Genomic DNA, 21,171 nt, shown 5'->3' with positions numbered 1-21,171 from the left:
GATCCATGACCGAGCCCCGTCCGGACCTCCTGACCGTCCACGTGCCCCTCGACGCCGGCCGCGCCTACGACATCCAGATCGGGCGCGGGCTGATCGACACCGCCGGCACCGCGGTCGCCGCGCTCGGGGCCCGCCGGGCGGCGATCGTGACGGACGCGACGGTCGGCGCGCTCTACGCCGCGCGGCTGCGGACCAGCCTGGAGCGCGCCGGCCTCCAGGCGGGCGTGGTGACGGTGGCGCCGGGCGAGGCCTCCAAATCCTACGCGGGCTACGCGGAGGTCTGCGACGGTCTGCTCGCCCTCAAGGTCGAGCGCGGCGACCTCGTCGTGGCGCTGGGCGGCGGCGTGGTCGGCGACCTCGCGGGCTTCGCGGCTGCCACCCTGCGGCGCGGCGTGCGCTTCGTGCAGGTGCCGACGAGCCTGCTCGCGCAGGTCGATTCCTCGGTCGGCGGCAAGACCGGCATCAACGCGCCGCTGGGCAAGAACCTGATCGGCGCCTTCCACCAGCCGCGCCTCGTCCTGGCCGACACGGCCGCCCTCGACACCCTGTCCGAGCGCGAGATGCGCGCCGGCTACGCCGAGGTCGCCAAGTACGGGCTGATCGCCGATCCGGGCTTCTTCGACTGGTGCGAGGCGAACTGGCGCGGGATCTTCGCCGGCGGCCCGGAGCGCGAGCAGGCGGTCGCCGCCTGCTGCCGGGCCAAGGCCGCGGTGGTCACCCGCGACGAGCGGGAGGACGGCGAGCGTGCGCTGCTCAATCTCGGTCACACCTTCGGCCACGCCCTGGAGCGCCTGACCGGCTACGATTCCGCCCGCCTGGTCCATGGCGAGGGCGTCGCGATCGGGATGGCGCTCGCCTTCCGCTTCTCGGCACGCCTCGGGCTCTGCGCGGGACAGGATGCGGGCCGGGTCGCCAACCATCTCGCGCTCGCCGGCCTGCCGACCCGTCTGCAGGCCGTTCCAGGCGGGTGCGGCGACGCCGAGGCGCTCCTCGACGCGATGACCCAGGACAAGAAGGTCCGCGACGGCGCGCTGACCTTCATCCTCGCTCGGGGGATCGGCCAGAGCTTCATCGCCCCCGGCGTGGACCGGGCGGAGGTGGCGGCGTTCCTGCAGGATGAATTGGCGTCGGACCAAGCCGCCTGACGCCCGCGAGCGCCGGCTGTGGCCTTGCCTAACGCAGGCCGGGCCGCTATGAGCCTGCCACGTCCGGCGCCGGTCACCGCGCGCCGCCGACGGTCCCGTCGGGGCCAGGGCCGCAATAGCTCAGCTGGTAGAGCACCTCATTCGTAATGAGGGGGTCGGGGGTTCGAATCCCTCTTGCGGCACCATTTCCCCCAGGCGTTTCCCGAAAGCATACTCGAGCGAGCCGCTGGCCGATGGCCTGTGCCGGCTCGAGCCCGCGTGAGCCCCTCGGCTGAGGCGCGCGGCGACCGGCGCGCTCAGGCTATGGCCAGCACGGCCGCGATCGCCGCCACGCCCACGGCGAGCCAGGCGGCGTAATCGCCGATCAAGCCGCTATGGAGCATTTCCAGCACGCGGGTCGGCGCCGATTGCGTCGCGCTGACCGGCCGGACCACGAACGCAGGCAGGTGTCTGCGGAACAGCCCGTAGCCCGCGCCGGCCAGGGCGGCGGCGACCGAGGCCCAGGGGAGCCAGCCGGGCCCCTCCGCCAGCGCGTGCACGGTCGGCCGGTGCATGAAGGCCGACGCCGCCCGCGGGAGGGCGTGCTCGATGAGAGCCGCCGGCAGACCGATATCGAGCGCGAGGAGAAGGCAGCACGGCGCCAGCATCAGCCAGAGCGGCCGGTGGGCCTTCTCGCGCTCGTCCGCGCTCGGGGCGCCGGCTTCGTCGCCGGGATCGGACCCGAGCCCGAGGAAGATCCGGCCCGCGGCCCGCAGCACCGCGGCCCCGGTCAGCGCCGCGCCGATGGCACCGGCCGCCAGCGCCACCCCGTACCCCTGCTGCCAGAGCGCGCCCTGGACGAGGCGCGTGCCCTGGTCGAGCACGCCGAGGGGCAGGCCGCAGAGCAGCAGCCCGGCCAGGGCCATGGCGATGCCGGCGGGCCAGATCCCCCGTCCGAGGCCGCGCAGGGCGATCTCGTCGATGCTGGCCTGGGTGGCGAGCAGGATGCCGGCGATCATGAACAGGGCGCCCTTCACCAGCCCGTGCCCGACCACATAGACGAGCATCCCGCCGGTCCCGTCGACCGAGAGGGCGCCGAGGCCGGTGAGCATGATGCCGGCATGCGAGATGGTCGAGAAGGCGAGCAGCCGCTTGAGGTGCCGCTGCAGCAGCGCCATCCAGCCGCCCAGGAGGGCGGTGAAGCTGCCCAGGCCGATGAGGAGCCCCGGCAGGGCGTGCTGGACCTGATCGGAGCCGCCGAACGCGACGGCGCTCACCTTCGCGAGGCCGAACAGGCCGAGCGAGACCATCGATCCGGAGAAGATCACCGAGACCGGGCTCGGCGCGACCGCGTGCGCGTCGGCGAGCCAGAACTGGAACGGCACGATCGCGCCTTTGATCATCAGGGCGGCCGCGACGAGGCAGAACGCCCCGGCCACCACCGGATCCCGGCCGCCCCGCGCCACCGCCGCCGCGATGCCCTCGAAGTCGAGCGTGCCGGTCTGGGCGTAGATCAGCCCGATGCCGCCGAGCATCAGGAAGCCCGCGAGGCTGTTCACCACCGTGAAGTTGATGGCGCCCGCCAGCGACGACTCCGCCAGGTGGTAGGCCGTGAGCGCGAAGGCCGCGACGCTCATCACCTCGAACCACACGAACAGGTTGAACATGTCGCGGGTGAAGCAGAACCCGACCATGGCGGCCAGGAACAGCAGCATCAGGATGTGGAAGTGGCCGTGGGTGCGGTCGAAGAAGCCCCAGGCGAACACGAAGGTCAGCGCGTAGAGCAGCCCGATGAAGGCCGCGACCCAGCCGCTGGCCTCGTCCACCGAGAAGCCGATCCCGAGATGGACGCCGTCGCGCGGCTCCCAGCCGCCGAACCAGTAGACCAGCGGCCCGTCGGCGGCGTGTGTGGCGATGACGCCGCAGAGCACCGCGACGGTGAGCGCCGCCAGCGTCGCCAGGATGTCGGGCAGGCGGCCGGGCAGGACGTGCGCGGTCGCCAGCATCGCGGCGCAGACCACGAGCGGGACGGCGACGGGCAGGGGCAGGAGGGCGGCCGGGAAGGCGGTCACGGGGCGTTCCGCTCCGCGTCGCGCACGCGGCCGGATCCCGCATCGCGCCCGGACTTGCCGCCCGCGCGCATCGGCCGGAGCTTCTCCGGGTCCAGGCTGCCGCCGCGCTTGTAGGCCTGGATGGTCAGGACGAGGAGGAGGGCGGTGAGCGTCGCGCCGACCACGATGTCGGTGAGCACCAGCGCCTGCATCACCGGGTCCACGGCGGGCGTCCCCGGCGGATGGTCGTAGAAGATCGGCGCGATGCTGCCCCAGCGATAGCCGAGGCCGAGCAGCAGCACGTAGGTCGCCGATTGGCACACGCCGAGGCAGCCCACGAGGTGGATGAAGTTGCGGCTCGTGGCGATGCCGTAGAGGCCGATCCCGAACAGCCACGCGGCGACACCGTAGGGCAGGACACTGGTGACCGCACTCACGCGGATTCCTCCCCCGGCTCCTCGGGCGCGTCGGCCGCGCGGGTCTCCTCCATGAATTCCAGGAAGAGCTGCGTGAAGCCGCCCGTCACCGCGAGGGCGACGCCGAGATTCTCGACCAGCATCAGGCCGCCCGAGAACAGGTCGCGGAAGGTGCCGAGCGGCAGGATGTTCTGCATGAAGGCGGCGCCGGTGAGCATCGGCACCAGCCCGCACAGCGCGAAGAGCAGCGCGCCGCCCCCCTCCAGCGCGTCGAGCCAGTGGCTGCGGATGGCGTCGCGCCAGCCGGCATAGCCCTCGCCGAGGTAGATCAGCAGGGTTCCGGAGGCGAGGATGACGCCGCCCTGGAAGCCGCCGCCGGGCGTGACGGTCGCGTGCAGCACGACGTAGAGGCCGAACAGCGCGGTGAGCGGGCCGGCGACGCGGCACGCCAGCACCACCGCCTCGGAGCGCGGGATCACGGCCCGGCCGGGCCGGCGCATGGCGCGCTCGGAGCTGCCTTCGCCGCGCCGCCCGCGCAGCAGCACCACCGTCCCGGTGATGGCGGCGAGCAGCATGAATTCCTCGCCGAGGGTGTCGAGGCCGCGCAGGTCGAAGTTGATGGCACTCACCATGTTGGCGACGTGCCGGGCCTCCGGGACAATCGCGTTGATGCGCGCGCCGTACTGGGCGATCGTCGATCCGAAGGGCGGCAGGCCGGCGATCACCGCGGCCGCGCCCGGGAGGAGGACGAGGCCCGCGACGGCCAGGAGCGCGACGCGGGCGCGCGGGCTCACGATTCCTCCTCGGGCGGCTGCGTCCGCACGGCCATCAGGGCCACGAGGAAGAGGAGCGGCACCGCCGCCGAACCGACCGCCAGCTCCGAGAGCGCGACGTCGGGGGCCTGGAGGGCGTCGAACAGGATCGCCAGGACGAGCCCGTTGACCGCGATGGCGAAGACCTGCCGCGCGGGGTCGCGCACGAGGACCACGGCGGTGCCGGAGACCGCGGTGAGCAGGAAGAGCAGCGGCAGGATGACCGTCATGCCGAGCGGCCCTCGCGCATCAGCACGGCCCGGCCCGAGACGTGCGACAGGACCGCCGCCCAGGCGAGGAACACCACCATCATCACCAGGATCTTGAGCGAGCGCCCGGAGACGCCGTCCGCGAGGAAGGCCGCCACCGTCACGAGGATCGAGGCCGCCACGTTCAGGAACGCGAGGGCGTGAATCCGGTCGAGCGCCCGGGGCAGGCGCCAGAGGGCGAGGGCCGCGAGCCACGCGGACGCCACAGCGAGAGCCAGGACCGAGCCGATCGCGACGCTCATATCCAGCGCTCCAGGAAGACCGCGAGCAGCATCGTGCCGGGCAGGTTGAGCAGGACCAGGGTGAGGGCGAGATCGGTGATCGACGCCTGATCGGTGGCGAAAGCCATGAGCGTCAGGATCAGGACCGTGACGCTGCCGGCGAGCTGGTAGGCGGCGAAACGCTGACCGGGTCTGCCCCGCCACGCGAGCACCGCGGCCACCGCGAGCGGCGGCAGCAGCGCCAGGATGGCGACCGTCCAGACGCTCATCGCGCCTCCTCCAGGCCGTGCGTCACCACGGTTCCGTGCGCGCGGTCGAGGGTGAGCACGTAGCTGTCGGGGGCGAGCGACGCGGCCAGAAGCCCGACCGCCCGAGCGGCCGGCGCCGCGTCGCCCTCCGGCGTGGCCCAGGCGATCTCGGCGGCGCTCCGCTCGCGGGTCGCGCCGCCGCCGGCGCGACCGAGGATCGCGCGCAGGAGGTGCAGCCCGACGCGGGCGGTCTGGCGCGGCATGTCGCGGACGGCCGGGCCGAGCGGGTGGAGCGACGCCCGGTCGAAGCGGAAGCGCAGCCCGCCGCGCCGTCCGACGCCCCACCACCAGAGCGTGCCGAGACTGGCGCATCCGACGGCGGCCATCCCCTCGTTCAGGCTCACCGAGCCGGCGAAGACCATGTAGGTGAGGGCGAGGACGACCCAGATCGCTGCGCCGTCGCGCCGCGAACGCTTCCGGATCCCGCCGATCGGTCCTGCCTGCGTCGATCCTGCCCGCATCGATCCTGACCGGCGCGCCCCGCGGAAGCGTGACCATGTGCGTGTCCGACCAAACGTGGCCGCGGTCGTCGGCGTTCCCGGAACCCGGGGACACGGTTCCGTGTAGGGCGATGAGGAGTGGGCGTGCACATGAAAGCCGAGATCCTCACTATCCGCTTCGTCCACGAGGGCTGGAGCCGCTTCGGGATCGCGCGGGTGCGCCTCGCCGATGGGGCCGTCGTCGAGCGCGAGATCGAGGACCACGGCGACTCGGTCGGGATCCTGCCCTACGACCCGGAGCGGAAGGTCGCGACGCTCGTGCGCGAGCTGCGGGTGCCGCCGCTTTTCGCGGCCGGCGAGCAGGTCCAGCTGGAGGCACCGGCGGGCCTGATCGACGGCGGCAGCCCGGAGGAGAACGCCCGCCGGGAGGCGCTGGAGGAGGTGGGCCTTCGCCTGCGGGCGCTCGAGTTCGTCGGCGCCACCTATTCCTGCGCCAGCCTGACCACCGAGAAGATCCATCTCTACCTCGCGCCCTACGGCCGGGCGGATCGCGCGGAGGCGGGTGGCGGAGCCGAGGGCGAGCACGAGAACATCCGGGTGGTCGAGATGCCGCTGGCCGAGCTCGCCGCACGCGCCGACCGCGCCGCGATCACCGACCTGAAGACGCTGGCCCTGATCCTGGCGCTCCGCGCACGCCATCCCGAGGTGTTCGCCCCGTGAGAGGCCGCCGCGCGCTCGGCCGCGCGCTGCTGACCGCGCTGGTGCTGGTCGGCGTCGCGTGGGTCGCCTTCCACCTGCGCTGAGCGGGCCCGAGCGGCCCTCCTCCGGACGGGTCCGGCGCGTCGAAGAACCCGCGCCCTGTCTTGATCGCCGGCCGCGGCGGGCCCATCGTCCTGTCCACACACGGGAGGTCACCGGATGACGCGCGCCTGCATCGTGGGCTGGGCCCACACCCCCTTCGGCAAGCTCGAGGAGCCCGATGTCGAGGGGCTGATCGCCCGGGTCTCGGGCGAGGCGCTGGCCCATGCCGGCGTCGAGGAGTCGCAGGTCGACGGCATCTACGTGGGCTCGATGAACACCGGCTTCTCGAAGCAGGGCTTCGAGGGCTCGCTGGTGGCGGTGAACCGGCCGGGCCTCGCCCACGCGCCGGCGACCCACCTGGAGAACGCCTGCGCCACCGGGTCGGCGGCGCTCTACGCGGCCCTCGACTTCGTCGACAGCGGCCGCGGCCGCGTGGCCCTGGTGATCGGCGCCGAGAAGATGACCGCCAAGACCGTCGCTGAGACCGGCGACATCCTGCTGGGCGCCTCCTACCGTAAGGAGGAGGCCGACATCGAGGGCGGCTTCGCGGGCGTGTTCGGGCGGATCGCGGCGGGCTACTTCCAGCGCTACGGCGACCGCAGCGAGGAGCTGGCCCGCATCGCCGCCAAGAACCACAGCAACGGCGTCGGCAACCCCTACGCGCAGTTGCGCAAGGACCTCGGCTTCGACTTCTGCAACCGGGTCTCGGAGAAGAACCCCTACGTGGCCGCCCCCCTGCGGCGCACGGACTGCTCGCTGATCTCGGACGGGGCGGCGGCGCTTGTGGTGGCCGATGCCGAGACCGTCGAGGGCCTGGAGCGGGCGATCGGCTTCCGCGCCCGGGCGCACGTCAATGACATCCTGCCCCTGTCCCGCCGCGACCCGGTGGAGTTCAAGGGCGCGCGAATGGCCTGGGAGAGGGCGCGGGCCCAGGCCGGGATCGCCAACGAGGACCTCTCCTTCGTGGAGACCCACGACTGCTTCACGATCGCCGAGCTGATCGAGTACGAGGCGATGGGCCTCGCCGCGCCGGGCGAGGGCTACCGCGTGGTGCGCGAGGGGCTCGCCGAGAAGGGGGGCCGGCTGCCGATCAACCCGTCCGGCGGGTTGAAGGCCAAGGGTCACCCCGTGGGGGCGACCGGCGTGTCGATGCACGTCATGGCGTGCCTCCAGCTCATGGGCGAGGCCGGGGAGATGCAGGTGCCCGGGGCGGAGCTCGCCGGGATCTTCAACATGGGCGGCGCGGCGGTGGCCAACTACGTGTCGATCCTGGAGCGGCGGCGCTGAGGCCATCCCGGTTGCGGCCAATCCCTGCCCGCCGTGGCCGTCCTCGCGGGCGGCGCGACGCAATCCAGCGGTGTCAGGATCGTCGAGATCGCGCGGCTCTGGGTCGCTTCGCCGTGCTCGCGATGACGACTAGAGGCGATCCAGCGCCTGCTGGAGATCGGCGATCAGGTCGGCCTCGTTCTCCAGCCCGATCGACAACCGCACGGTCTCGGGCCCGACCTGCGCGGCGGCCTTCTCGTGCTCCGGCAGCTGCCGGTGCGTGGTCGAGGACGGGTGGATCGCCAGCGACTTGATCTCGCCGATGTTCACCAAGTGGGAGATCAGCTCCAGGCCGGCGATGAACCGCAGCGCCGCCGGCTCGCCGCCCTTCAGCGCGAAAGTGAAGATCGAGCCCGGCCCGTCCGGGGTGTAGCGGCAGGCGAGGTCCTCGCCGGTCTGGCCCGGCAACATCGGGTAGCTCACCCAGGCCACGGCCGGGTGATCCTTCAGGAAGGCCGCCACCGCCCGCGCGTTGGCGCAATGCCGCTCCATACGCAGCGGCAGGGTCTCGATCCCCATGAGCGTCAGGAACGCGTTCATCGGCGACAGGCCGGGCCCGAGGTCCCGCAGGCCGAAGAACCGGCACGCCGCCGCGAAGGGGGTCGCCGGGAAGGCCTCGGTGAGCACCAGCCCGTCATAGTCCGGCCAGGGCTCGGTGATCAGGTTGTAGCCGCCGGCCTTCGCCCAGTCGAAGCGGCCGGCGTCGCAGATCACGCCGCCGATGGTCTGGCCGGAGCCGCTCAGGAACTTCGAGGTGGAGTGCCAGACGATGTCGGCGCCGTGCTCGATCGGCCGGATCAGGGCCGGCGAGGCGAGGGTGTTGTCGACGACGAGCGGCAGGTTGTGGCGGCGGGCCACCGCGGCGATGCCGTCGAGGTCTACCACCGAAGCGCAGGGGTTCACGATCGATTCGCAGAAGATGGCCCGGCAGTCCGGGGTGATCGCGGCCTCGAAATCCTCCGGGGCCATACCGCGCGCGAAGCGCGGCTTCAGGTCGTAGCGCCCGTCGAGCCGGCGCATCAGGCCCAGCGACCCGCCGAACAGGCGCGGGGACGCGACGTAGGCGTCGCCGCTCTTCAGCAGCGTCATGAGAATCAACTGCATGGCCGACTGTCCGGAGGACACCGCCACGCCCGCCTTCGCGCCCTCGAGGTCGGCGATCCGGCGCTCCAGCGCGGCGACGGTCGGATTGGATCCGCGCGAGTAGGAGAAGCCGGTCCGGCGGCCCGCGAAGATGTCGGCGGCCTGCTCAGTCGAGTCGAAGACGAAGCCGTTGGTGAAGTAGATCGGCTGGACCCGGGCGCCCGTTGCGGGATCGGGCGCCGCGCCGGCGTGGATGGCCCGGGTCGCGAAGCGGTGCGGTCGGTTCTGGTCCGTCATGGCTCTCGGTCGGGTGTTCAGGGCCCGGACCGGGTGTCAGCCCGAGCGGATCCGTGCGTCAAGCCGCGCGGCGGATGAAGGCCTGCAGGGTCCGGACCAGGGTGGTCGGCTCGTAGGGCTTCGGGATGAACCGCGCGCCCTCCGGCATGTCGTTGGGACCGGGCGTGCCCATGCCCGACACCACCAGCACGGGAATCGACGGCCAGCGATGCGCGACGAGGCGCGCCAGGGCGAAGCCGTCCATCGACCCCTGCGGCATGTCGACGTCGGTCATCAGGACCCCGACGTCGTCGCGGTTCTCCAGAACCTTCAGCGCCTTGTCGGCATGCGTCGCCTCGACGACGGTGAAGCCCGCATCCGCGAGGGTGTCCGAGGCCTCCATCAGAAGGAGGCCGTCATCTTCCACGAGGAGAACGACGGGGTGGTCGGACGGGCTATCTGACATCAGACCTGCGAAGGTGCGTCTCAATTCCGAAACCCGCGCCCTATTCCTCCGGGGCTCCCCCCGTCAAGGCGCGGGGCCGGATCCGTCAGGCCGCCTCCTCGCGCTTGCCGAGGCGCTTGTCGAGGTAGGTGTCGACCGTCTGGGTCAGTTCCTCGACCTTGCCGTCGAAGAAATGGTTGGCCCCCTCGACCATCTGGTGCTCGATGATGACGCCCTTCTGGGTCTTCACCTTCTCGATCACCGGCATGACCTCGCGGGCGGGCGCCACGCGATCCTCGGAGCCGTGCACGAACAGGCCGGAGGAGGGGCAGGGGGCCAGGAAGGTGAAGTCGTAGCGGTTCGCCATGGCGGCGATGGAGATGAAGCCTTCGATCTCGGGGCGGCGCATCAGGAGCTGCATCCCGATCCACGAGCCGAAGGACACGCCCGCGATCCAGCAGGACTTCGCCTCCGGGTTGACCGACTGCACCCAGTCGAGGGCGGCCGCGGCGTCCGACAGCTCGCCCGAGCCGTGGTCGAACGAGCCCTGGCTGCGCCCGACTCCGCGGAAATTGAAGCGCAGGGCCGCGAAACCGCGATTGGCGAACGTGTAAAACAGGTTGTACACGATCTGATTGTTCATCGTGCCCCCGAACTGGGGGTGCGGGTGCAGGATGATGGCGATCGGCGCGCCGCGCTTCTTGGGGGCTTGGTAACGGCCTTCCAGGCGGCCGGCCGGGCCGGTGAAGATCACTTCGGGCATCGCTCGTCTCTCGCTCCGGAGATCGCCCGCCGGGCTATCAGCCCGGCGGCGCAGCAGCCTTGACTCGTCGCGCGCGCACCATAAAAGCAGTCTTAGAACAGTTCTAGGCGATTAGAACTGTTCTAAACAACCCGTCCGAAGCACCGCGTTGGCTGCCACGCCGACCGTGCCGGGTCGGCGGGATCTCATTGTCTCGGCGCGCCTTAGCACGGCGAGCCGGCGCGCGGGCAAGGAATTGTGACGCGCCGCAGCAGAGGGCTTAACGGAACGCGGATGAGCCGGGCACGCGCCTATCTCGACTACAACGCCACCGCGCCGGTCCGCCCGGACGTCGCGGAGGCGGTCGCGCGCGCGCTCACGCTCCCCGGGAACCCGTCCTCGATCCACGCGGAGGGGCGGGCGGCCCGGGCCGCCCTCGAAGCGGCCCGCACCCAGGTGGCGGCGCTCGTGAACGCCCAGCCCGAGCAGGTCGTCTTCACCAGCGGCGGAACCGAGGCGGCAAACGCGGTCCTGTCGGGCGCCCTCCGTCGCGGCGGCGCGGCGGCCCCGAGGCGGCTGCTCCACTCCGCCACGGAGCATCCCTGCGTCGCGGCCGGTCACCGGTTCCCGGACGCGGCCGTCGAGGAAGTCCCGGTCACCGCCGAGGGCGTGGTCGATCTCGCCGCCCTGGAGGCGCGCCTGGGTGCTCTCGCCGACGAGACCCTGCTCCTCTCGGTCCACGCCGCCAACAACGAGACCGGCGCGGTGCAGCCGCTGGCCGAGATCGTCGGCCTGGCGCGGGCGCACGGCCGGACCCTGGTTCACAGCGACGCCGTGCAGGCCGTCGGCAAGATCCCCCTCGACATGGCGGCGCTCGGCCTCGACGCGCTGACCCTCTCGGGCCACAAGTTCGCGGCGCCCAAGGGGGTCGGCGCGCTGGTCCTGGCCGAGGGCGTCAGCCTGGAGAGCGCCTTCCTGCGCGGGGGCGGCCAGGAGCGGCGGCTGCGCTGCGGCACCGAGTGCCTGCCGGCCATCGTCGGCATGGGTGAGGCTGCCCGGATCGCCCGCGCGGCGCTCGACGCGGAGGCCGCGCGCCTCTCCGCGCTCCGGGACCGGGTCGAGGCCGGCGTGCGCACCATGGCGCCGGACGCGGTGGTGTTCGCCGCCGGGGCGCCGCGCCTGCCCAACACCCTGAGTTTCTCGGTCCCGGGGCTCGACGCGCCCTCGGCCCTGATCGCCCTCGACCTCGCCGGCGTGGCGGTGTCGTCGGGCTCGGCCTGCTCGTCGGGCAAGGTCGCGCGCTCGGCGACGCTCGCCGCGATGGGCGTCGGTTCCGACCTCGCCGGGGGGGCGCTGCGCGTCAGCCTCGGCTGGAACACGGTGGACGAGGAGGTGGCATGCTTCCTCGACGCCTTCGAACGGGTCTTGGAGACCCTATATAGACGGCGAGGCCAGGCGGCCTGAGCGCCGCCCCCCCGCTTTCCGACAGACGCTTCCCGGTCCTTGACGCCGGAGATGCCTAGGAGACGCTGATGCCTGCTGTGCAGGAAACCATTGATCGGGTCCGCTCGATCGACCTCGACCAGTACAAGTACGGGTTCGAGACCACGATCGAGATGGAGAAGTCCGAGAAGGGCATCTCCGAGGACGTCGTCCGCTTCATCTCGGCCAAGAAGAACGAGCCCGCGTGGCTGCTGGAGTGGCGCCTCGACGCCTACCGGCGCTGGCTGACCATGAAGGAGCCGGAGTGGGCCCGCGTCTCCTACGACAAGGTCGACTATAACGACATCTACTACTACGCCGCCCCGAAGCGGCAGGGCCCGGAATCGCTCGATGAGATCGATCCCGAGATCCTGAAGACCTACGAGAAGCTCGGCATCCCGCTGCGCGAGGTCGAGGTGCTGGAAGGCATCGCGCCGGAGCGCCGCGTCGCGGTCGACGCCGTGTTCGACTCGGTCTCGGTCGCCACCACCTTCAAGAAGGAGCTGGAGAAGGCCGGCGTGATCTTCATGCCGATCTCCGAGGCGGTGCGCGAGCATCCCGAGCTCGTGCAGAAGTACCTCGGCTCGGTCGTGCCGGTGACCGACAACTTCTTCGCGACGCTGAACTCGGCCGTCTTCTCCGACGGGTCGTTCGTCTACATCCCGCCGGGCGTGCGCTGCCCGATGGAGCTGTCGACCTACTTCCGCATCAACGAGCGCGACACCGGCCAGTTCGAGCGCACGCTGATCATCGCCGACAAGGGCTCCTACGTCTCGTATCTCGAGGGCTGCACCGCCCCGAAGCGCGACGACAACCAGCTCCACGCCGCGGTGGTCGAGCTCGTCGCCCTGGATGATGCCGAGATCAAGTACTCGACCGTTCAGAACTGGTACCCGGGCGACAACGAGGGCAAGGGCGGCATCTACAACTTCGTGACGAAGCGCGGCGACTGCCGCGGCGCCCGCTCGAAGATCTCGTGGACCCAGGTCGAGACCGGCTCGGCGATCACCTGGAAGTACCCGTCCTGCATCCTGCGCGGCGACGATTCCCGCGGCGAGTTCTACTCGATCGCGGTGTCGAACGGCATGCAGCAGGTCGATTCCGGCACCAAGATGATCCATCTCGGCAAGAACACGACGAGCCGGATCATCTCGAAGGGCATCTCGGCCGGCCGGTCGCAGAACACCTACCGGGGCCTCGTCTCGGCGCACCGGAAGGCCAAGGGCGCGCGCAACTTCACGAACTGCGACTCCCTGCTGATCGGCGATCAGTGCGGCGCGCACACCGTGCCCTACATCGAGTCGAAGAACGCCTCGGCCGTCTTCGAGCACGAGGCGACGACCTCGAAGATCTCCGAGGAGCAGAAGTTCTACTGCCAGCAGCGCGGCCTCTCCGAGGAGGAGGCGACCGCGCTCATCGTCAACGGCTTCGTGCGGGACGTGCTGCAGCAGCTGCCGATGGAGTTCGCCGTCGAGGCCCAAAAGCTGATCTCGATCAGCCTGGAAGGCTCGGTGGGCTGACCGCCTGGGCGGATACGACGACGACGTGCTGCGCGCGGCCCATCGGCACAGCGCGCGGCACGCCGACGAGGTCAGGAGCAGCGTCCTGTGCGGATGCTTCTTCTGCCTCGAGGTTTTCGCGCCGGACGAGATCGCGGGCTGGATCGCCGATGAGGGCACCGCCCTCTGTCCCCGGTGCGGCATCGACGCGGTGATCGGCGACCTCTCCGGCTACCCGGCCGGGAGCGCCGCGTTCCTGCGGGCGATGCGGGACGAATGGTTTTGAAGGACTTGGACTGACATGCTGGAAATCAAGAACCTCGTCGTGCAGATCGAGGACAACCGCATCCTGAACGGCCTCAACCTGACCGTGAACGACGGCGAGGTCGCGGCGATCATGGGCCCGAACGGCTCGGGCAAGTCGACCCTCTCCTACGTCATCGCCGGCAAGGAGGATTACGAGGTTCTCGACGGCGAGATCCTGCTCGACGGGCAGAACGTTCTGGAGATGGCCGCCGACGAGCGCGCCGCGGCCGGCATCTTCCTGGCCTTCCAGTACCCGCTGGAGATCCCCGGCGTCGGCACCATGACCTTCCTCAAGGCCTGCCTGAACGCGCAGCGCAAGGCGCGCGGCGAGGCCGAGCTGTCGACCCCCGACTTCATCCGGGCGGTGAACGGCGCGGCCGACAAGCTCGAGATCAACAAGGAGATGCTCAAGCGCGCCCTCAACGTCGGCTTCTCCGGCGGCGAGAAGAAGCGCATGGAGATCCTCCAGATGGCGCTGCTGCAGCCGAAGTTCTGCGTGCTCGATGAGACCGATTCCGGCCTCGACATCGACGCCCTGCGGATCGTCTCCGAGGGCGTGAACGCGCTCCGCGACCAGGGCCGCTCGTTCCTGGTGATCACCCACTACCAGCGCCTGCTCAACCACATCGTGCCCGACACCGTGCACGTCATGTCGAAGGGTCAGATCGTGAAGACCGGCGGCAAGGAGCTCGCCCTCGAGCTCGAGGCCTCCGGCTACGCCGAGTACCGCACCGGGGAGGCGGCCTGAGCCATGGCCGACGTCACGAACCTCCGCTCCCCCGCCGAGGCCGGCCTGTCGAAGCTGTTCGAGTCGGCCCGCCAGAGCTTCGCCAGCGAGAAGGCGATCGCCCGCGAGGAGGCGTTCCGCTTCTTCGAGGCGACCGGCCTGCCGAGCCGGCGGGTCGAGGCCTTCAAGTACACGGACCTGCGCGCCGCCATCACGGAGGCCGCGCCCCCGGCCGAGGCGCCGAGCCTCGACGTCGCCCAGGCGGCCGTCGCCGGGGCGAAGGGCTTCGCCGGCATCGAGGCCGCGCGCCTGACCTTCGTGAACGGCCATCTCGTCCGCGAGCTGTCGGATCTCGACCGGATCCCCGAGGGGGTCACGGTCGTCCCGATGTCCGAGGCGCTGACCGAGGCGCATGTCGACCTGAAGCAGCTCGCCCCGGTGGCGCAGGCCCGGGAGAACCCGGTCTACCAGCTCAACACCGCCTTCCTGGCGGACGGCGCGCTGATCAAGGTCTCGCCCGGGGCGAAGCCGGCGCGGCCGCTGCACCTGCGCTTCGTGGGCGCCGGGAACACGCCGTTCTCGACGGCGACCCGCGTGCTCGTCCAGATCGGCGAGGGCGCGGAGTTCGGTCTCCTGGAGAGCCACGAGGGCCCGGACGGGCTCACCTGCCAGCCGAACGACGCCCTCGACGTGGTGGTCGGCCCCAAGGCCGCCTTCCGGCACACCCGCCTGAACAAGCAGGGCGACGCCGCCATCGCGCTCTCGACCCTGTCGCTCAAGGTCGAGGCCGAGGGTCAGGTCGAGACCGTGAACCTCGTGACCGGAGCGGTCCTGTCGCGCCACCAGATCTTCGTCCACGTCGCGGGCGACGACACCAACGTCGTGGTCAACGGCGCCGCCATGCTGCGCAAGGGCCAGCTCGCCGACTCGACGCTGCTCGCCGACCATGCCGCGGTCGGCGGCGTCGGCCGCGAGCAGTTCAAGTGGATCATCGACGGCGACGCCACCGGCGTGTTCCAGGGCAAGATCATCGTCCGTCAGGCCGCCCAGCAGACCGACGGCAAGATGAAGTCCGACTGCCTCCTCCTCACCGACGAGGGGCAGATGATGAACAAGCCGGAGCTGGAGATCTTCGCCGACGACGTGGCCTGCGGCCACGGGGCCACCTGCGGCGCCCCGGACGAGGATCTGCTGTTCTACCTGATGGCCCGCGGCCTTCCGCGCGCGACCGCCGAGAGCCTGCTCGTGCAGGCCTTCGTGGGCGAGGCCGTGGAGGCGGTCACGCACGAGGGCGCCCGCACGGCGCTGATCGGCGAGATCGAGGCCTGGCTGAAGGCGCGCGGCTGATCGTCCCGGCCGGTTCCGCTCCGCGGACCGGCCCTTCTCGAGACCTGATCCCGTCCTGAGGTCACCGCGGCAGCGGGCCCTACAGGCGGGATCCGGGGATCGCAACGCTAGCTGGAGGCCTCCTTCGAGGCCTCCGCTTCGCTCCGGCACCTCAGGATGAGGGCTGTTCCCGGGATCGGCGAAGTCTTCGGAAGGTCGCGACCATGAACGCACCCGTCCTCACCCCCGCCTACGACGTCGAGGCGATCCGGAAGGATTTCCCGATCCTGTCGCAGCAGGTCTACGGCAAGCCGCTCGTCTACCTCGACAACGCCGCCTCGGCGCAGAAGCCCCGGCAGGTGATCGACGCGATGGTCTCCTGCATGGAGACCGGCTACGCCAACGTCCATCGCGGCCTGCACTACATGGCGAACGCCGCCACCGAGGGCTTCGAGGGCGCGCGCGAGACCACGCGCCAGTTCCTCAACGCCGCCTCGACGGACGAGATCATCTTCACCCGCAACGCCACCGAGGCCTACAACCTCGTGGCCTCGTCGATGGGCTGGGCCGGCCTGATCGGGGAGGGGGACGAGATCATCCTCTCGATCATGGAGCACCACTCCAACATCGTGCCCTGGCACTTCCTGCGCGAGCGCCGGGGCGCCGTGATCAAGTGGGCCCCGGTCGACGACCAGGGCAATTTCCTTATCGAGGAGTACGAGAAGCTGTTCTCGCCGCGCACCAAGATGGTGGCGATCACCCACATGTCGAACGTGCTCGGCACGGTGACGCCGGCCGCCGAGATCGTGCGCATCGCCCACGCCCACGGCGTGCCGGTCCTGCTCGACGGGGCCCAGAGCGCGGTGCACCAGCCGGTCGACGTGCGGGCGGTCGATTGCGACTTCTTCGTCTTCACCGGCCACAAGGTCTACGGCCCGACCGGAATCGGCGTGCTCTACGGCAAGAAGGAATGGCTGGAGCGCCTGCCGCCCTACCAGGGCGGCGGCGAGATGATCCGGACGGTCAGCGAGGACGCGATCACCTACAACGATCCGCCCCACCGGTTCGAGGCCGGCACCCCGGCAATCATCGAGGCGGTCGGTCTCGGCGCCGCGCTCGAGTACATGATGAATCTCGGGCGCGACGCGATCGCCGCCCACGAGGCGAAGCTCACGGCCTACGCGCAGGAGCGCCTCGGCGCGATGAATTCCCTGCGCCTCATCGGCACCGCACCGGGCAAGGGCGGCGTGATCGCCTTCGAGATGAAGGGTGCGCACGCCCACGACATCGCCACGGTGATCGACCGGCAGGGCGTGGCGGTGCGGGCCGGGACCCACTGCGCGATGCCGCTGCTCAACCGCTTCGGCGTCACCTCGACCTGCCGCGCCTCGTTCGGGCTTTACAACACGACCGCCGAGATCGATGCCCTTGCCGAGGCGCTCGGCAGAGCAGAAATGCTGTTCACCTGATACTGGGATGAGGCTGGTCCCGCCCGCGCGGGCCCGGGGAGAGTGAAGCGATGAGCACCGACGCCACCATCACGGGCGGCAAGAACGCCCCCGACGTCGCCGGCGACTCGACGATCCCGCAGGCGGAACTGGACCGCCTGACCGACGACATCGTCGCGGCGCTGAAGACGGTCTACGATCCCGAGATCCCGGCCGACATCTACGAGCTCGGGCTGATCTACAAGGTCGATATCGGCGACGATCGCGTCGTCGCGATCGACATGACCCTCACGGCGCCCGGCTGCCCGGTCGCGGGCGAGATGCCCGGCTGGGTTGAGAACGCGGTGTCCGCCGTGCCGGGGGTCCAGTCCTGCGCGGTGACCATGGTCTTCGACCCGCCGTGGGACCAGAGCCGCATGTCCGACGAGGCCCGCGTCGCCCTCGACATGTGGTAGCGCCCCCGCGGAGCGTCACGGCTTCCCGAAGGGACTCCCGGGCGCGACGCGCGGACCCTGCGCGGCGCCCGATCGTCGTGGCACGGGAAAGGCTCGCACCGCGCCCCGGTCGCGGGCGGCGAGTGTCGACGCCGGCGCGATCTGCGGACTTCTACGCAGCCGTTAAGGCCCCGCTAACCATGACCCCGCAGATCGGTGGCGACCGCCGCGAGGGCGGCCTCTCCTCGATACAGTTGGTGGAAGCGGATGGCTGCGGGCTACGTGGTCGCGGCGTTCTTGGAGGCGGCCGGGCTGGCCGGCCTCGTGATCGCCGTGCTCAAGATGCGGACGGAGCGGCGGGCGCGGGCCGCGGACTTGCGGAGCTTCCTTCGCTCCGGACAGATCCCGATTGTCGAGACCGGGGGAATGCGCCGTCCCGCGGACGCTGCCGCGCGGCTGATCGCCGTCCCGTACACGACCGGCCGGGGCGGTGCTCCGGAGGCTCGGCCGTCGGCCGCCCGCGCGGCGCTCGGACGCGCCTTCACGTCCGGGGGCGCGGTGCCGCGCGCCGGGTTGACCGGCGCAATCAGCGCAGGATGACGTCGAGGCCGCTGCCGAGCAGGACCACGGCGCTGAGCGTCAGCATGAACTTCAGGTCTTCGAGACGGGCGCTCATGATCGATTCTCGATGTTCGGCTGGTTGGCCGCCGTTCCGATGACCGATGATCGCCAGATTAACGAATTTTTCGCGAGTCCTTTCAGGATCCGTTAGGGATTTACCGACGGTTTCCGTTCGCTAACGTTACCGATGTGTTAACGCCTCTTCCGGAGCCGTCGGCTCATTCTGGTCCGGCGGGGCGGCACGATCTGCGCCGGCCGGAACTCACGAAGGTTCGAGCCATGTCTCCACGTCCGCGCACAACCTTCGGGCGGGCCGTCGACTGGATGTTTCGCGACAGGACCGACGGCGCGATCACCGTGGCGCAGTGGCCGAACCTGCCGCTCTGGCTCTTCGCGGGCCTGAGCCTCGCGGCCTGGCTGGCCCGGGACAGGGGAGAGCTGGCCCCCTGGCTGCCGGCCTCCTCTCTGTCCTTCGGGGCCGATATCGCGCTGACATGGTGGGCGATCGACGAGCTCTTGCGCGGCGTGAATCCCTGGCGCCGGATCCTCGGTGCAGCGACCCTGATCGGCCTGGCCGCGCTGATCACGCTTCGGCGAGCGGCCTAATGCCGGAACCATGCTACCGGCAATTGTATTTCTGGATGTTGATTCGGAACGGAGGCTGAACCGACTTCGCCGATTACAGATGAGCGGCACAAGATCTCGGTCCGGGGTGGCTGTCCGCGCGTTCTGGACAGTGCGGCCCTGCCAAGCTGATACCATAACGGTAGGTTGCACCCGCCGAGAAAGTGTGGATGGTCGTGCCGCGCGCCGCGTGAGCAGCGTCTGTGGGCATCCCGTGCATCCGAGCTCGGCCGAAGGACTGGTTTCGAAGAGATCATGACGGACGCGGGCGGATTCGATCTCGACGGCACGGCGAACTCCGCTCACGAGCGGGAAGTGCTGCTTCGCCAGATCGCCCACGCGCTGAACGTCCCGGTCTCGATCTTCCGCGGGCCGCCGGGGTCCCCGGCAGCCGGCGGCCCGAGCGCCGCGGAATGCGCCGCCCTGCTGACCGCGTTCTCGCGCATCGAGGATCCGGATCTCCGCAAGGAGTGCCTCGCGCTGGCGGAGCGCCTCGGCCGCCGGTGAGCCGCGGGCGCCCTCGCGGTGCGGTGGCGCACACGGGCTCGGTCAGCGCCGGTCATTCACCATGCTATAGGGGCGCCCGCCGCCGGAGGCGTCCCGCTCGGCCGGCCCCTCGCGTGTCCGGTGCCTGAGCATGGCTGCCGGACCCGTGCACGCTCCCGCTCGCACCAGGCTCTGATGCCGATTATCTCCATCTCGAAGCTGTCGAAGACCTACACGTCCGGCTTCACAGCCCTGCGTGACATCGACCTCGCCATCGAGCGCGGTGAGATCTTCGCGCTGCTCGGTCCGAACGGAGCGGGCAAATCCACGCTCATCAACATCGTCTGCGGGATCGTCACCGCGAGTGCGGGGACCGTCCTGGTCGACGGCCACGATATCGCGGCGGATTACCGCGCCGCGCGCCGGGCCATCGGGCTCGTCCCGCAGGAACTCACCACCGACGCCTTCGAGACGGTGCTGAACACCGTGAGCTTCTCCCGCGGCCTGTTCGGGCTGCGGCCGGATCCCGGGCATATCGAGCGGATCCTCCGGGCGCTGTCCCTCTGGGACAAGCGCGACAGCCGGCTGATGACCCTGTCGGGCGGCATGAAGCGGCGGGTGCTTATCGCCAAGGCGCTGTCGCACGAGCCCCGGGTGCTGTTCCTCGACGAGCCCACGGCGGGCGTCGACGTGGAGCTGCGCCAGGACATGTGGCGCCTCGTGCGCGACCTGCGCCAGCAGGGTGTCACCGTCATCCTCACCACCCACTATATCGAGGAGGCCGAGGAGATGGCCGACCGCATCGGCGTGATCCGCCGGGGCGAGATCATCCTCGTGGAGGAGAAGGCCGCGCTGATGCGCAAGCTCGGGCGCAAGCAGCTGACGCTCCACCTCCAGCAGCCGATCGCCGCGGTACCGCCGGAACTCGCCGATTACGGCCTGGCGCTCGGCGGGGAGGGGACCGAGCTGGTCTACACCTACGACACCCGCGCCGAGCGCACCGGCATCACCGGGCTCCTGACCGGCCTCGCGGCGGCGGGCATCCGCTTCAACGACCTCCACACCGAGCAGAGCTCGCTGGAGGACATCTTCGTCGGCCTCGTGCGCGAGGAGAGGGCACAGCCATGAGCGCGGCGTTCAGCATGAACTGGCCGGCGATCCGGGCCATCTACCTGTTCGAGATGGGCCGCTTCTGGCGCACCGCCGGGCAGAGCATCCTGGCCCCGGTCATCTCGACGACCCTGTACTTCGTGGTGTTCGGCGCGGCGATCGGCTCCCGGGTCTCGGCGGTCGACGACGTGCCCTACGGGCTGTTCATCGTGCCCGGCCTGATCATGCTCTCGCTGCTGACGCAGAGCATCTCCAACGCCTCGTTCGGCATCTACTTCCCGCGCTTCGCCGGCACGATCTACGAGATCCTGTCGGCACCGATCTCGCCGCTGGAGGTGGTGCTGGGCTTCGTCGGCGCCGCGGCCTCGAAGTCGATCCTGATCGGGCTGATCATCCTGGCCACCTCGGCCCTGTTCGTGCCGCTGCGGATCGACCACCCGCTCTGGATGATCGGGTTCCTGCTGCTCACCGCGGTGACGTTCAGCCTGTTCGGCTTCGTCATCGGCCTGTGGGCGGACGGGTTCGAGAAGCTGCAGCTGGTCCCGCTCCTCGTGGTGACCCCGCTCACCTTCCTGGGCGGCAGCTTCTACGCGATCAGCATGCTGCCGCCGTTCTGGCACGCGGTGAGCCTGCTGAACCCGGTCGTGTACCTGATCAGCGGGTTCCGCTGGGCGTTCTTCGGCAAGGCCGACGTGAACATCGCGGTCAGCCTCGGCATGACCGCGCTGTTCCTGGTGATCTGCCTCGGCCTCGTGACCTACATCTTCCGCACGGGCTACCGGCTGAAGAGCTGA

At 70.5% G+C, this 21,171-nt stretch carries 25 protein-coding genes and 1 tRNA gene; 16 read left to right on the top strand and 10 right to left on the bottom strand.

Features of this window, described 5'->3' with window-relative positions; translation table 11 throughout:
* Window positions 1-5: 5 nt before the first annotated feature.
* Window positions 6-1,145: a 3-dehydroquinate synthase gene (gene aroB / locus BM419_RS03870; RefSeq protein ID WP_020093427.1), complete on the top strand. Its 1,140-nt coding sequence runs from the start codon at window positions 6-8 to the stop codon at window positions 1,143-1,145.
* Window positions 1,146-1,254: 109 nt separating this feature from the next.
* A tRNA-Thr gene (locus tag BM419_RS03865) sits at window positions 1,255-1,330 on the top strand.
* A gap of 111 nt (window positions 1,331-1,441) precedes the next feature.
* Here BM419_RS03865 and BM419_RS03860 read toward each other — a convergent pair.
* From BM419_RS03860 to BM419_RS03830, 7 genes are read right to left on the bottom strand one after another with little or no spacing between them, the layout of a single operon-like run.
* Complete coding sequence (locus BM419_RS03860; protein WP_020093426.1) at window positions 1,442-3,196, bottom strand: complex I subunit 5 family protein; 1,755 nt, start codon at window positions 3,194-3,196, stop codon at window positions 1,442-1,444.
* Entirely contained in the window at window positions 3,193-3,612 is a 420-nt protein-coding gene (locus BM419_RS03855) for a sodium:proton antiporter (RefSeq protein ID WP_020093425.1), read from the bottom strand. The genes BM419_RS03860 and BM419_RS03855 overlap by 4 nt, the downstream gene beginning before the upstream one ends.
* A complete protein-coding gene (locus BM419_RS03850; protein WP_020093424.1) occupies window positions 3,609-4,385 on the bottom strand; it encodes an MnhB domain-containing protein in 777 nt (258 codons plus the stop codon). Before BM419_RS03850 ends, BM419_RS03855 begins: the two co-directional genes overlap by 4 nt.
* On the bottom strand, window positions 4,382-4,633 hold the full coding sequence (locus BM419_RS03845) for a Na(+)/H(+) antiporter subunit B (RefSeq protein ID WP_020093423.1): 252 nt from the start codon (window positions 4,631-4,633) through the stop codon (window positions 4,382-4,384). Before BM419_RS03845 ends, BM419_RS03850 begins: the two co-directional genes overlap by 4 nt.
* Window positions 4,630-4,914, bottom strand: a complete 285-nt coding sequence (locus BM419_RS03840) for a monovalent cation/H(+) antiporter subunit G (protein WP_020093422.1) — start codon at window positions 4,912-4,914, stop codon at window positions 4,630-4,632. Before BM419_RS03840 ends, BM419_RS03845 begins: the two co-directional genes overlap by 4 nt.
* On the bottom strand, window positions 4,911-5,162 hold the full coding sequence (locus BM419_RS03835; RefSeq protein WP_020093421.1) for a monovalent cation/H+ antiporter complex subunit F: 252 nt from the start codon (window positions 5,160-5,162) through the stop codon (window positions 4,911-4,913). The genes BM419_RS03840 and BM419_RS03835 overlap by 4 nt, the downstream gene beginning before the upstream one ends.
* The gene (locus tag BM419_RS03830) at window positions 5,159-5,662 is read right to left on the bottom strand and encodes a hypothetical protein (RefSeq protein ID WP_020093420.1); all 504 of its coding nucleotides are present in this window, start codon (window positions 5,660-5,662) and stop codon (window positions 5,159-5,161) included. The genes BM419_RS03835 and BM419_RS03830 overlap by 4 nt, the downstream gene beginning before the upstream one ends.
* A 129-nt stretch (window positions 5,663-5,791) precedes the next feature.
* Here BM419_RS03830 and BM419_RS03825 point away from each other — a divergent pair, with 129 nt between their 5' ends.
* Both BM419_RS03825 and BM419_RS03820 read left to right on the top strand, forming a co-directional pair.
* Window positions 5,792-6,361 carry an NUDIX domain-containing protein gene (locus BM419_RS03825; protein WP_020093419.1) on the top strand — a complete coding sequence of 190 codons (570 nt, stop codon included), beginning with the start codon at window positions 5,792-5,794 and terminating at the stop codon, window positions 6,359-6,361.
* Between the two features lie 198 nt (window positions 6,362-6,559).
* Window positions 6,560-7,729 carry an acetyl-CoA acetyltransferase gene (locus BM419_RS03820; protein WP_020093418.1) on the top strand — a complete coding sequence of 390 codons (1,170 nt, stop codon included), beginning with the start codon at window positions 6,560-6,562 and terminating at the stop codon, window positions 7,727-7,729.
* 129 nt (window positions 7,730-7,858) lie between these two features.
* On the opposite strand, the gene BM419_RS03815 is transcribed toward BM419_RS03820, so the two are convergent.
* From BM419_RS03815 to BM419_RS03805, 3 genes are all read right to left on the bottom strand, one after another.
* Window positions 7,859-9,148 (bottom strand): O-acetylhomoserine aminocarboxypropyltransferase/cysteine synthase family protein, encoded by a 1,290-nt coding sequence (locus tag BM419_RS03815; protein ID WP_020093417.1) that lies wholly within the window; start codon window positions 9,146-9,148, stop codon window positions 7,859-7,861.
* A 58-nt stretch (window positions 9,149-9,206) separates the two neighbouring features.
* Window positions 9,207-9,593, bottom strand: a complete 387-nt coding sequence (locus tag BM419_RS03810) for a response regulator (protein WP_026604970.1) — start codon at window positions 9,591-9,593, stop codon at window positions 9,207-9,209.
* 85 nt (window positions 9,594-9,678) lie between these two features.
* Window positions 9,679-10,335 carry an alpha/beta hydrolase gene (locus tag BM419_RS03805; protein WP_010686946.1) on the bottom strand — a complete coding sequence of 219 codons (657 nt, stop codon included), beginning with the start codon at window positions 10,333-10,335 and terminating at the stop codon, window positions 9,679-9,681.
* Window positions 10,336-10,608: 273 nt separating this feature from the next.
* On the opposite strand from BM419_RS03805, the gene BM419_RS03800 reads away from it, so the two are divergent.
* The 12 genes from BM419_RS03800 to BM419_RS03745 all read left to right on the top strand — a co-directional run bounded on the left by BM419_RS03800 (window position 10,609) and on the right by BM419_RS03745 (window position 21,171).
* Window positions 10,609-11,778, top strand: coding sequence for a cysteine desulfurase family protein (locus BM419_RS03800; RefSeq protein ID WP_020093415.1), 1,170 nt, complete (start codon window positions 10,609-10,611; stop codon window positions 11,776-11,778).
* Window positions 11,779-11,846: 68 nt separating this feature from the next.
* Window positions 11,847-13,316, top strand: coding sequence for a Fe-S cluster assembly protein SufB (gene sufB, locus BM419_RS03795; RefSeq protein ID WP_026604969.1), 1,470 nt, complete (start codon window positions 11,847-11,849; stop codon window positions 13,314-13,316).
* A gap of 25 nt (window positions 13,317-13,341) precedes the next feature.
* A complete protein-coding gene (locus tag BM419_RS03790) occupies window positions 13,342-13,581 on the top strand; it encodes a hypothetical protein (RefSeq protein WP_020093413.1) in 240 nt (79 codons plus the stop codon).
* 15 nt (window positions 13,582-13,596) lie between these two features.
* Window positions 13,597-14,349 carry a Fe-S cluster assembly ATPase SufC gene (sufC, locus tag BM419_RS03785; RefSeq protein ID WP_020093412.1) on the top strand — a complete coding sequence of 251 codons (753 nt, stop codon included), beginning with the start codon at window positions 13,597-13,599 and terminating at the stop codon, window positions 14,347-14,349.
* Window positions 14,350-14,352: 3 nt separating this feature from the next.
* Window positions 14,353-15,675, top strand: a complete 1,323-nt coding sequence (locus tag BM419_RS03780) for a SufB/SufD family protein (RefSeq protein WP_020093411.1) — start codon at window positions 14,353-14,355, stop codon at window positions 15,673-15,675.
* Between the two features lie 203 nt (window positions 15,676-15,878).
* Window positions 15,879-17,123, top strand: a complete 1,245-nt coding sequence (locus BM419_RS03775; RefSeq protein ID WP_020093410.1) for a cysteine desulfurase — start codon at window positions 15,879-15,881, stop codon at window positions 17,121-17,123.
* A 50-nt stretch (window positions 17,124-17,173) separates the two neighbouring features.
* The gene (locus BM419_RS03770) at window positions 17,174-17,557 is read left to right on the top strand and encodes an SUF system Fe-S cluster assembly protein (protein WP_020093409.1); all 384 of its coding nucleotides are present in this window, start codon (window positions 17,174-17,176) and stop codon (window positions 17,555-17,557) included.
* A gap of 261 nt (window positions 17,558-17,818) precedes the next feature.
* A complete protein-coding gene (locus BM419_RS03765; protein ID WP_234081021.1) occupies window positions 17,819-18,136 on the top strand; it encodes a hypothetical protein in 318 nt (105 codons plus the stop codon).
* Window positions 18,137-18,436: 300 nt separating this feature from the next.
* On the top strand, window positions 18,437-18,763 hold the full coding sequence (locus BM419_RS03760) for a hypothetical protein (protein WP_091924981.1): 327 nt from the start codon (window positions 18,437-18,439) through the stop codon (window positions 18,761-18,763).
* A gap of 273 nt (window positions 18,764-19,036) precedes the next feature.
* Window positions 19,037-19,288 carry a hypothetical protein gene (locus tag BM419_RS03755; protein WP_020093405.1) on the top strand — a complete coding sequence of 84 codons (252 nt, stop codon included), beginning with the start codon at window positions 19,037-19,039 and terminating at the stop codon, window positions 19,286-19,288.
* A gap of 171 nt (window positions 19,289-19,459) precedes the next feature.
* Window positions 19,460-20,395 carry an ABC transporter ATP-binding protein gene (locus tag BM419_RS03750; protein ID WP_042673784.1) on the top strand — a complete coding sequence of 312 codons (936 nt, stop codon included), beginning with the start codon at window positions 19,460-19,462 and terminating at the stop codon, window positions 20,393-20,395.
* A gap of 14 nt (window positions 20,396-20,409) precedes the next feature.
* Window positions 20,410-21,171: an ABC transporter permease gene (locus BM419_RS03745; protein WP_042673785.1), complete on the top strand. Its 762-nt coding sequence runs from the start codon at window positions 20,410-20,412 to the stop codon at window positions 21,169-21,171.

It is taken from the genome of Methylobacterium sp. yr668, assembly GCF_900116245.1.
Classification (GTDB): domain Bacteria; phylum Pseudomonadota; class Alphaproteobacteria; order Rhizobiales; family Beijerinckiaceae; genus Methylobacterium.
The sequence above is the reverse complement of the archived record's forward strand: the minus strand, read 5'-3'. Positions and strand labels throughout refer to the sequence as shown.